The sequence below is a fragment of the Brevibacillus laterosporus DSM 25 genome, assembly GCF_002706795.1.
Lineage (GTDB): Bacteria > Bacillota > Bacilli > Brevibacillales > Brevibacillaceae > Brevibacillus_B > Brevibacillus_B laterosporus.
On record NZ_CP017705.1, the window covers coordinates 3,390,597 to 3,402,410 of the forward strand.

At 40.3% G+C, this 11,814-nt stretch carries 10 protein-coding genes; 8 read left to right on the forward strand and 2 right to left on the reverse strand.

Annotation, left to right across the window (positions count from 1 at the left end; genetic code table 11):
- Positions 1-31 precede the first annotated feature (31 nt).
- The gene (gene murJ, locus BrL25_RS16195; RefSeq protein ID WP_018671292.1) at positions 32-1,558 is read left to right on the forward strand and encodes a murein biosynthesis integral membrane protein MurJ; all 1,527 of its coding nucleotides are present in this window, start codon (positions 32-34) and stop codon (positions 1,556-1,558) included.
- A 118-nt stretch (positions 1,559-1,676) separates the two neighbouring features.
- Here murJ and BrL25_RS16200 read toward each other — a convergent pair whose 3' ends face one another.
- A complete protein-coding gene (locus BrL25_RS16200) occupies positions 1,677-3,053 on the reverse strand; it encodes a zinc ribbon domain-containing protein (protein ID WP_018671291.1) in 1,377 nt (458 codons plus the stop codon).
- Positions 3,054-3,402: 349 nt separating this feature from the next.
- On the opposite strand from BrL25_RS16200, the gene BrL25_RS16205 reads away from it, so the two are divergent.
- Both BrL25_RS16205 and BrL25_RS16210 read left to right on the forward strand, forming a co-directional pair.
- A complete protein-coding gene (locus BrL25_RS16205) occupies positions 3,403-3,771 on the forward strand; it encodes a thioredoxin family protein (RefSeq protein WP_018671290.1) in 369 nt (122 codons plus the stop codon).
- Between the two features lie 40 nt (positions 3,772-3,811).
- Positions 3,812-4,783: a serine/threonine protein kinase gene (locus tag BrL25_RS16210; protein WP_018671289.1), complete on the forward strand. Its 972-nt coding sequence runs from the start codon at positions 3,812-3,814 to the stop codon at positions 4,781-4,783.
- On the opposite strand, the gene BrL25_RS16215 is transcribed toward BrL25_RS16210, so the two are convergent.
- Positions 4,780-6,816, reverse strand: a complete 2,037-nt coding sequence (locus tag BrL25_RS16215; RefSeq protein ID WP_018671288.1) for a vWA domain-containing protein — start codon at positions 6,814-6,816, stop codon at positions 4,780-4,782. The genes BrL25_RS16210 and BrL25_RS16215 overlap by 4 nt on opposite strands.
- A gap of 481 nt (positions 6,817-7,297) precedes the next feature.
- Here BrL25_RS16215 and BrL25_RS16220 point away from each other — a divergent pair, with 481 nt between their 5' ends.
- The 5 genes from BrL25_RS16220 to BrL25_RS16240 all read left to right on the forward strand — a co-directional run bounded on the left by BrL25_RS16220 (position 7,298) and on the right by BrL25_RS16240 (position 11,804).
- Positions 7,298-9,466 carry a hypothetical protein gene (locus BrL25_RS16220; protein ID WP_018671287.1) on the forward strand — a complete coding sequence of 723 codons (2,169 nt, stop codon included), beginning with the start codon at positions 7,298-7,300 and terminating at the stop codon, positions 9,464-9,466.
- A gap of 125 nt (positions 9,467-9,591) precedes the next feature.
- Positions 9,592-10,017 carry a hypothetical protein gene (locus BrL25_RS16225; protein ID WP_018671286.1) on the forward strand — a complete coding sequence of 142 codons (426 nt, stop codon included), beginning with the start codon at positions 9,592-9,594 and terminating at the stop codon, positions 10,015-10,017.
- 93 nt (positions 10,018-10,110) lie between these two features.
- Complete coding sequence (locus BrL25_RS16230; protein WP_018671285.1) at positions 10,111-10,557, forward strand: DnaJ domain-containing protein; 447 nt, start codon at positions 10,111-10,113, stop codon at positions 10,555-10,557.
- A gap of 136 nt (positions 10,558-10,693) precedes the next feature.
- On the forward strand, positions 10,694-11,254 hold the full coding sequence (locus tag BrL25_RS16235; RefSeq protein WP_018671284.1) for an FHA domain-containing protein: 561 nt from the start codon (positions 10,694-10,696) through the stop codon (positions 11,252-11,254).
- A gap of 34 nt (positions 11,255-11,288) precedes the next feature.
- The gene (locus BrL25_RS16240) at positions 11,289-11,804 is read left to right on the forward strand and encodes an FHA domain-containing protein (RefSeq protein ID WP_018671283.1); all 516 of its coding nucleotides are present in this window, start codon (positions 11,289-11,291) and stop codon (positions 11,802-11,804) included.
- Positions 11,805-11,814 lie beyond the last annotated feature (10 nt).

The window sequence follows — 11,814 nt, forward strand, 5'->3', positions numbered from 1 at the left end:
GTAGCGCGCAAGAATTAGGAGATTACGAGCTGTGAATTTACTAAAAACCGCATCCATGATAGTAGTAATTACATTAATAGGACGCATGCTAGGCTTTATTCGCACACTCTATGTTTCACATTTGTATGGAACAGGAATGGAGGCGGATGCCTACTTTCTTGCCCTAACAATTCCCATGACCCTGTTCATGATTATTCCAGGAGCAATCAATGCTGTCCTGATCCCTACCATGCGAGGAATACTAGAAGAGAATCAGTTGCAGAAGGCTTCTATTCTCTACCATAAAATGCTGGCGCTAATAACCTTCAGTTTTTTTGCTCTGACCGTGGCGGGTTATTTTCTCTCTCCTCAGATCGCTCTGATGTATGGAGTGAGCGGTGAAAAAGCGGCACTGACCATTCGGCAATTACAGCTGATGTGGCCGTCTGTTTTCTTTATTGGTCTGGCTGGGTTATGGGCAAGCGTCTTAAATGCACATCATCATTTCTTTACATCTACATTAGGTACGGTGGCGAATAGTGTTATTGTTATCCTTGCCATGGTTGCCCTGGTACCAATCGTTGGAGTGGATGGCTTGTCAATAGCTACCACCCTTGGTTACGTAGCTGCTTTAGTCGTGATGTGGCCAGCCATGCGCAAATATGGCTATAGTCAACGGTTTAACCTGCAATATCGTCAGGATGCTGAATTGCGCAGTATGGGTGAACGGGTTGTTCCGATCCTCATTGGTTCCGTAATCTCGCAAACCACCACCTTTCTGGAACGTGGACTAACTACGGGGCTTGGGGATGGAAAAGTAGCAGCCCTTTCTTATGCTAATCAGATTGCTCAGCTTCCGATGGCTATCTTTGTTGGGGCATTTACATTACCTTTGTTTCCACTCTTAGCCAATTATGTAAAGCGTAAAGAAATGCATTTAATGAAAGCTACATTAGAAAAAGGCTTGTCTTACTTATTGATTTTGTTGTTTCCAGTGACAATCGGTTTCATTTTATACGGTGAAAATTTGATTAGCATCCTGTTTGTTCGCCAATCGGGTGCTTTTAATGAAGAAGCATTATCCTGGACTGCTTTTGGCCTTATCTTCTATGGCATGGGTCTTTATTTCTTAGCGGCTCGCGATTTGATTACACGTGCCTTTTATGCTTTAGAAAACACTCGCACACCTGTGATTGTAGGAGTGATAGGAATCGGGGTTTATTTGTTGACTGCCAAAATATTCACCCCGCTTTTAGAGCATGGCGGTGTAGCATTAAGTGCTTCTGTATCAGCAATGGTACAGTCTATTCTACTGTTTTTGTTACTATGGCGCTCCATTGGCCAGCTTCTTACTTGGGATTTCTTATTGACGGTAGCAAAGGTTTTGATTGCCTGCGCTGTAATGTCTGTTTTCGCCTTGATTCTTCGGGTTCTGATGCTGGAATCGGGTAGGCTTATAGATTTACTGGTAGGCGGTACCGTATCTACAGTCATTTACTTTACAACATTGTTAATTCTGCGTGAACCGCTTGTGAAGGATATTGTGGGCAAGGTAGCGGGACGCTTTCTGAAAAAGTAAGAGGCACCCTCTATCAAATGACGATTAGCCCGAGAAAAGGTTTCTTCATAATAAGAGAAAAGGCATTCACTGTATCGTACACGGTGAGTGCCTTTTCTTTATTTCTTAAACGTTTTGTCTATTTTATTATCTTCACTTGATCTCGATTCAGACCAAAGCGGGACAGCGATTCGGCACGAGTAGATGCTAGCTGCCACTTGTCGTTTGTCTTGTGTAGCTCATACTCCCAGCATTGTTCATCTTGACCATGCTCGTTTATCTGTTTGGTGCCAAGATTCTTCCATTTATCCTGATAAACTTCTCTTACCATTACTTTTAAATGGGTATCATCTACCATTTCTAAAGAACCAAAATCAATTTCTAAGTGAAGTAATTCACCTACAAAGACTTGCTTCAATATGTCTGGTGTAGTTTTAAATTGCTCTACTTCACGTTCGTAACTCTTTTTCTCATCGCCATTTGGCGAGAGATAAGGGAGGAGAGGATCAACGCTCGTTTTAGTCTTGGCATATTGCAGCCATGCTTTATTATAGTTTGTAAAGAAAGCGGAGATATCATCCTCTATACTACCTGCTTCAGAGATTTGGATTGGCAAATCAATGAATGTATCTTGCTCTCCTAATGTCCCCGTCTTACTTACCTCGCCTAGCGGTGTAGAAGCTTTGACCGTAAATTCTAGAGCCTTTTTGGGTGCGTTTGTGATTAAGGCGTCGTAGCCAGTAAAGCTTTTTTCAAAGGTGACGGGTATAGCTTGACCGTTATGGAATAATGTAGCCTTATTAACATTGGTGTACACTTTAACGTCACGAACAGGGAAATTCACTATGACTTGTGGAGAACGACCATAACCAACATCAAATTTGATTTCGGTACTCACTGTGCCGAGCATGGTAGGCAGACTTCCATTCATAAAATGTTCTCCTGGGAAAAAGGGGCCTACTTTGAAAGTAGCTTTGTTATCTTGTTCAGTCGTCATTTCCTTATTTTGTTGTTTTTCAGACTGAGCTGGTTGGGTCTGTGGAGCAATTTCTACGCCTTGCTCTCCTGTTGCTAGTTTGGTTCCTTTTGGTCCAATTAATTGCATATAGATTGGACGTACCTGTACCTTGTATAAGCTACCTTCCTTTTTTAATACCAGTATAGAATTTGCTGATTCAGCATCGTCTAGCGTCTCTGGCTTATAAGTGGGATTAGTTTGGTAGCTCGCAGCTTGTTCGGTAAGAGAGTTTACGTATGTTTTCCAGGTTTCTGTGTGTTGGGATAAACTCTCAATGATTCCAACTGCATTTTTATCAGTTAACACGGCTTTGACACCAGTTGGAACAGTAGTCACTTGTAAAAAGATATCCACTTGCTTTTGTTCTACCGCCTGTTGAAACTGCTGGACGACTGTTTCTGGATTTTTGAACACAGCCGTGCGTTGTTGATTAAAAATGAGAAAGCCAGCAACAACTATAAGTAAAATGGCGATAGGAATGATTATTTTCCATTTCATAGGAACCCTCCTTCTAAAAAAACCTTCTTCTTTATTCTAGGTGATTATTTTCACACGTCAATGTAGGAAGTGGCTATTTGTAGAGGCTGATAAAATATAAACAAGACTGAACGCCGTGAGAGTAGCAAGGGCGATGCATAGCATCCTATAATCCTGTATACTGGTTTATACACAAATTAATCAAAAGGGGACTGGAAGAGACGAGCATAGGTAGATGAATGCTTGCTTGAAAGAGAGGTCCCTGCTGTTAGATGATTGTGTATGAATGCGTATACCATTATGTTCTAATATTTATACATTACATATTTGCACATATATCAACTTACAATTCTTAGGAGGTATACTTACGATGAAAGAATGCGTGACGTTAGAAGAGATTGAACAGGAGCTACAAACATTTCCACTCTGTCTCGTCCTCCTTACATCTAAGAATTGCGGTGTTTGTGAGGCTGTTGAACAAAAGCTACATATCTGGCAATCAAACGATCAACCGTCAAATAATGATCAGTTCCAGTCGGATGTACTAGGATGCTTTCATATAATAAAAGCATCTATTGATAAGCTTCCTGAACTGTCAGGGAGATTTTTGGCGTTTTCTGGACCTACCATACTTGTATTTGCCTACGGTAAAGAAATATATCGCCAAGCTAGATTTATTCAAATGCAAGAACTGAGTGAGGCGCTCCTGCAAGCCAAAGTTATGATAGAATTAAGATAAAGTAAAAGTTATAGTGAAAAATGAAGAGAGAGGTAAGGTCGTGAAGTCAGGTACCAAAGAGAAGGGATTGCCTAAAAGAATACGCCTCCGTGGACATTACCAAATTAAAAAAATGATTTCGCAAAGCGAACTGTCGATCGTGTATACTGCACGTCAACTTGGCAGTAAACATACACGTATTATAAAAGAGTTTTTTCCGAGAGCACTTGCCTTGCGTGATCTCGATAATAAGACGGTTTTTTGTCGGCTACCTTCTTTACAGGATAAATATAACGATTTGATGCAGGCATTTCTTCGAGAAGCAGACATTATCAAAGGGCTGAATCACCCTAATTTTGTATCATATGTGGACTTTTTTGAGGAGAATGGTACAGCCTATTTAGTAATGAATTACTGTGAAGGGATGACACTGGATCGTTATATACAGGAGACGGAGCAGCTATATACTGCGGAAGTTATAGAAAAGACATGGCTACCTCTGGCTAATGCCCTCGAACATCTACATAAGCAAGGCGTTATTCATCGGGATATTAAACCTAGCAATATTATCATCAGCCCATCTGGGACTCCTATCTTGATCGATTTTGGCTCAGCTATTCTGATGAGCCAAGAAGGAAAAGGAGATAAACAAACGATTGTAACCACAGCAGGCTACTCTCCCTTGGAATTTTATTCAGAGAAAGCAAAACAAGACGCACGCTCTGATTTATACAGCTTCGCGGCGACGCTTTTCTTCTATATTAATAGGAGTGCTCCTACGGATGTTACTCAGCGCTTATTTGAGCATCGTTTTGATGGAATACATCTGGCTTCTTCTATCGTGACTCCCATGTTGGCACGAGTCATTCACTGGGGATTAGCCGTTCAGGCTGATAAGAGATGCCCTACGTTAAAATGGTTCAAGCATGCTCTGTATGCAGAAGCGTTTATTTGGAAAAGTAGAGAGAGGCTGCTTCCTGCATCAAAGCAAAAAACAGCCGCTTCTACTTCATCCTCTCAAAAACTACATTAATGGTTGGTAGGTACGTCCGAATAAAGGTGGGAACTTACTTTAACGGCTTTGTACCGAAGTTCGATCTCTGTGATTTCATCCTCAAATGTAATGTACAATTTGTCATTATAGGTGAGGATTTCTTTTTTGTTGATACGAAGTAGTGTGGTACCGCGTACTAATGTGCAATTGGAATTGTTTTTTACCAATAGCGTTCCATTTTTACCTGCTTCAAACACAATGTATGCAGCTTCTGGTAACGGTTCATTTACATTGAGACTTCTAAATAACTCCTGAAGCGTTATCCTGCGTTGAGGAAATGAGCTGAGAGGCCAGTAGGTAACAGGAATGTCATTACCACTAGCAGTTTGTAAAAAATAGCCTTCCAATTTTCCAGATAGCATAGGTTTCGGACGAACGATAAGATAAATGATTCCACCAATAAGAGCGGTAGCTAACAGGATGCCACCGATTACTAGATATTTGTCCCAGACTGATGTAATGATCAGGGATAATTCCGATGTAGCCTGTTCACCATCAGGATCAATAGCCGTAATTGTCAGAGTGGTTGTTCCAGTTGTAAGTGGCGTAATATGTAACGTTTGATCTTGAATGGATAAGCTTGATACTGATTCATCAGGAGCAGTTATGATTTTATACGTAAGTGTATCCTGATTAGCATCCGTAAAATATTTGCCCAGATCAATCCCTGATTCCCCTGACTCTTTGGAAATCGAAATTGTGCGCTGTGCTGTAGCTTGTGGCGCAAGATTCCCAACATGTAGCTTTTCTACAGAGGTTTCTCGATAAAAGTCTGGCCCTTCCATTCTAATTTTCCACGTATAGTCCCCTGACTGTTTGAAGACATGCTCCAGTTTCCACTCATCCCCAACTAAATTCATTGGAGTTCTTTGTTCTTGTTTTGTTGCTAAATGGACAGTTATGAACTCAGCCTTTAAGGTTTGATTGACATCTTGATCAGTAAATTTTTTGCTTTGAGAATCGATAAGGTGGGCAACGATGCTTGTAGCCTGCCCTTTTTGTGTTTGATTGGATAGCACTGGGGCTTGTATATCCAGATTGTAGGTACCTAATAAATTAATTTTTACCAGGTTACCGGGTGTACCGCGGAATTTCAGAGTTACGTTCCCTTTTGGTGGTTGTACCACTTTTAAGAGGGAGTATTTATTTGATTCTATAAATTGGATATTTTTTGCTTGGGAGAATAATTGCGCTTCTTTGACGGGGTGCTCAGATAACAGAATAATATTGGCCTCGTTCATGCTCCCGTTAGGAATGGACAGGGATACCTCTTGAAGGGCTCCAGTCGCAGTAACGGCAGCAACAGAGATCAGTGTAGATTGAATTTGTTTTGCAAAAATCTTATTAAAAATTTCAGGTAAATCCTCGGCACTATCGGTAATGAATGAAGTACCGCCTGTTTCGGTTGCAATCCGCTTTAACTCTGCTTGATTAACCGATCCGTCTTGGTTTAGTCCAATTGTATAAATGGGGAAGCCCTTTGCTTTGGCTTGCTTAATAGCTTTTTCAACATCTCTGTTTGAATCTGCTACACTTCTCCCTTTGGACATAGGGCCAAAATCGGTGCCCCCATCTGATAGCAGAAGTAAGAAAGGTCGATTTCCACTCTCCGTACGTTTGGCTAAGAGATCTGTACCTGTTAATAGACCGAGTCCGAGATCTGTGTAACCTGAACGTGGTAAAGAGGACAAAGCTTTTTTTATCTCAGTCTTTTTATCTTTCACTGAGATTGTTGTTAAAGGCTTTGTTTTGACAATTTTGTGATTATAGGCGACAAAACCTACCCTTGTTCGATCTGCATTGCTCATATCCATAAATAGTTTAACTACTTCTGCTGCTATGCCTTCTTTATCCGTATCCCTCATGGAATAACTGGCATCCAATACAAACATGGCATCAATACCCCGATTAGGATCAGCCTTGGCTAAGGCTTGGGGAGCTTCTAGCAGGCAAGAGAAGGCGATCCCTAAAAGCAAAGCGCATATGGCAAGATACATGGTGGAATTACGCATGGATTTCCTCATCTTGACTTTTTACACATCCTTTTCAAGCTTTTCAAGATATGATCTTAAAATAAGAATCGGTCACAATGTCCTAAAAGTGAATAGAAAAAATAGAAAACAGGAAAATAGAACCAAAAAAAGGTAGAAATAATTGATTTTCGCAACGAAAAATAGGGTGTGAAGGCAATAAGTACCAATTCAAATTTTTTGAAAACGGAAAATAAAGGCATAAAGTCCTGATTTTTTTAAATGATTGACAGTGACGAAAATAGTTGATTAATATAAATTGCGAAAGGCGATAGGGGAATTATGGTAAAAAAATAGATTAATCTGGTAAAAAATGGGTTAATTTAGCATTTAAGTTAGATTAATCCGGGATTATTTGGGACCGAATATCCCTTGTAATTATGACTTTTTATGCACGTACCATTATTCACATGTAGGTCTTCTTTTTGTAAATACCTCAGCGAAACATAGAAAGGGGCAGATTATGGACATTATTTATCAAACCAACCGAACGATGCTTTTTGAAGAAATAAATCCAGAGAAACTGGATCTCGTCACAATTGTAGGCGATGTTAAAGGCATAGATAGTCTAAGTGATGAGAAAGTAAAAGAAATCAATCAGCATCTTCTTGTTAAAAATTTTGACGAATTTTTGGACAAGTTCGAACCGACTGTTTATTCGTTTTACAATGCAGCGAATCAAAAAGTGATGTACACACTTAAAAAACCAGAATCAATCGCAGAGGACTGCATCACAGAAATCAAGGTTAATCAACATAATGATTTTCTGAAAATGTTGTTTACCTTGATTGATACGAAGCGTAGTCAGGGGATTACCAATGTAGACTTTAAGTTCGAAAATTTGTTAGATATGATCTCTCCGAAAAAGGTCATGGATGATATTAGACAGGTTCGCAAAGAGATTCATTACATGTATAACGAATACGACAAATTAGATGATGGCGATCCAAAGAAACTTGATATGGGTGACAAGCTCAATAGCATGTTTGAAGAGGCAAGTCAAAACTATAACAATGTTATGGCGATGCTACCTCTAGCGATCGAGGATATTAAAACAAGACTCTTATTAGGCGCTTCTTCTGAGGAGAATAAATCCGAGGCGATACAAATCGGGATGCTTACCATCGGGGAGAGCGGTGAATTAAAGATCATCGAGGCTCCAAAAAACGATAGCAATGAGCTTATGCTATTAGACGATACAAGCGGCACTGGTTTAGTAACGGTTTTTGAAGAGGATTATGAATCTATTACGGAGACACCTTCTTCTTACGTGAGAGACTTAGTAGTACGTACCTTCTGCCCACTACCAGCTGTTCAGACGGAAGTGGATATTGAGACAGAGATTCAAAACTATAATACATATCTTGAATTCTACAAAAACGCAAAAGACGACTTTGTCAAAACGGTAAAACCGCTTGTAGAGAAGATTCTTGGTGTGAAAATGTTCTTTGATCAATATGCTACCAAGAACAAAGGAATGGTACCTACTCTTCTCATTACGAACACAAAGCTAGATATGTTGGTTAAGAGTAGCAATATTCCACGCCTAGAAACCTATCTGAACACAGTTAACTCTAAAAATGACTTTACAGATACCATCTGGTTCGGTATTGTACCGTCCGTTGAATTAGAGACTGCTGGCAGAGTAAAAGTAAGCCGCGAGCGTTTCAAAGGAAACGAGAAAGTTGTAAAGCAGGACGGGAATACTCTGGAATCACTCTCGATGCTTCTAAATGTGGTGAAGGAATACAAGCTACAAATCTTCTTCAGCTTTGAAACAGGAGAAGAGACCACCTTTAATAGCATGGCTACAGCCGGTATTGATAAATATATCGACAAGTGTAATCCGCTTATTCGTAAGGATTACAGTGAATTCGCGGTACCTTGTGTACCTAATTTCACAGTCATTCCGAAGGATAAGTCTGGGGTAGTCATTGATAGTCGAATGCTGCAAACTGATTCAGGTGCACAGCTTTCCAAAGAAAAAGAAGACATCTTAAAGCTCTGGATTGAAGGAGTCTATATTGGCTCTTCTTACGTGGCAGCAGGTGTGGTGGCATCTTATCAATGCCCTGATTACATGCGCGAACTATTTAAAAATATCAACAAAGAGTATCCAGGCGTACGCTTTGATATTGAAGCTGGAGATAACAGCTTACGCGCAGTCACTACGATGGCGAAAGAAATTTCAGGTTTTACTAACAACATTAAAGATTCAATTAACCGTAAAAATTTCGGCTTTGTCTTCTCATCAGAGAATGCACAGCTTCAAGAAAGGGATATTAAACGCATTTCGGTTTATAAAGCAAGAAGTCTTGCTTTGGCCGAAGATGGTTTTGATCCTATCTATAAAACCCTCGTGAGTACGTATATCGAGCGTATTCTTCGTTTCCAAACTGGAGATTTCAAACACGAAAATATCGTGAAATTCTTCAGTAACAATCCAAGCAGCCAAAAGAGCAAATGGATGAGTGGACGCGGGTACGTCAATTCCATCGTTCAGGATGGAGATGATATTAGCTACATCATCGATGATAAGAGTAATCTGTGCCACATCGATTTGGTCTTTAACGGAAACGTGAAGAACCTTGAAGTGATGATTACCAAGGGCACAACTCCTGTGAAATCGTGATGTCCTTTCTAAAACGTATGGTAGAGGCCGTCTTACAAAAGATTGCCTCTATACATAAATCTCAGCGTCCTAAATCTAAATCGGGCGTGAGAGCCATTTTTTCTAATTCTAAGGAGGTTTTATTTATGGGTTTCCGACTAAAAGTTGAAGGTGCAGAAACAATTGAACTAGGTTTGGATAACATCCAAACAGTTGTGTATGACACTGACACTCCGGATGATTCCAATGCTAGATCAACAGATGTAGGAGCTACACTACGCCTAACCGGTAAAATCATTACATCTACCGATGGTGATAGCGCTGATGACACAATGAAACTAGCTCTGTGGTCTCTAGTACCTGCTGAAAAAGCGGATTGCTACAGAAAAGTAACACTAGAAGTAATCGCGGCTGATCAAGTAGTGCGCAAAATCCACATGCCAAATGCTTTTGTAGTAGATTACACAGAGCGTTTTGGCGATACAGAAGGTGTTGGGGAGTTCACTCTATACATCAAACAGAAAAAAGACAAAACCGAGCTTACCAAAATTGAAGGCGGCTATGCCGTTTAATTGATAGTCTTGTAGGCTATCGGAGGAGGATAAAATTTTAAGAGGTTCAAAGCCTCTTAAAATTTTGTCTCATCCTTTAGGGGGAAAGAGATAATGAAAAATTACTATGACATACTTGGTGTTTCCAAACATGCCTCTGAAGCGGAATTGAAAAAGGCGTATCGACAGTTAGCAAAAAAATATCATCCCGATGTGAATGCAGGGAGTAGTGAGGCGGAACAACGTTTCAAGGAAGTACATGAAGCTTATACGGTGTTAAAAAGCGAGGAATCACGGGCAGCGTACGATGCGAAATTGGATCAGCGGACACAAAAGAGGGCTACATCCACCCAAGGAACAGGCCAGAAATCTACAGAACGCAGGACAACACAAGGATATCAGGGTTTTGATCCAAGAGATATGGAGCGTAATTTCTCACAATTCTTTGGTTTTAATCCAAAAGATAAAAAAGGGAATCTTCATAAAAACGGATCATCTTCTAAAAATCCTCTGGATGCCTCAGCGATCTTTCAGAGCTATTTTGGACCGCGAAAAAAATAAGGTGGAAGTGCTTGCTCCTCTCTTTGTGGGTGATTTGATGTCAGTGGACATACAACTTTCAAGGTATGGAGCCTTTTTTCTTTATAGGTAACGATCGGAATGGAGTGGAAAACACCAGTTAATGGAGGTTGAGAATGTGCAAGAAAAAGCAAAAAAGTACCGTTCCATTTGGATCATAATCATTGATGTGCTCCTCTTTGTCATTGCAATTAATATTTTATATTTTACGTTTGGCATTCAATCAGACCCGATAATGAAATGGTTGGTTAGTCTGTTAGGAATTGCTTTCCTTATTTTTGGAATTACTACACAAAAAAATCAGAAGCGGCTGCCTAAACAATCAAGTAAGCAGCAAGCAGGTATAACAAAATTAGTCCTACTGGATGAAGACGGAGAAAGAGTGAAAGAGTGGTATATACAGGGGGAAACCTCTTTGGTGATCGGAAAGAACTCCCGCAATGGCGAGGTTGATATAGATCTATCAGATACGGAATATGCATCGCTTATCAGTACCCACCATGCAGTGCTTAACCACGTTGGAGGGACCTGGTTCATTGAGGACAATAATTCTCATAATGGGATCGGAATTAAAAAAGCGAATAGCAAACGAACGAATAAAGTAGAGGTCGAAACGCAACAACAGATTGATATAAACGATCTGATTTACATAGCAAATACACGTATCTTAGTGAAATAAAGGTTGCTACTAATCACATGGGGGATGACCAAAAATGAGTTTAACGAGATGTACGAATGGCCATATGTTTAGCACAAGAAAGCACGGTAATACATGCCCCTATTGCAATATCGTTGTAGAACAAGCAGCACGGGGAGAGAACAAGAGTCAAGTGCGCCCAGCTGATGAAGAAAAGACCATGCCTTATTTGGGAGAAACAACAGGCATTGAGCCCGTGACAGGCTGGTTAGTTTGTATCGAAGGACCACAGCAGGGACAGGACTATCGAATTATGGCAGAAAAGAATTTCATTGGACGCTCAGAAGAGATGCATATTCGTATTATTGGTGATAACGCCATCTCTAGACGCAATCATGCGGTCATTGTCTATGATCCGAAAAAGCGCAACTTTTTTCTATTGCCAGGAGATGCGTCTGGACTTGCTTATCACAACAATGAGGCTGTTTTTTCCCCAGTGGAGCTAACAGCGTATGATGTCATTCAGCTTGGTCAAAGCAAATTTATCTTTATCCCGTTGTGCGGCGTCCATTTTGAATGGGAAACCAATTGAGGGTAGGTTG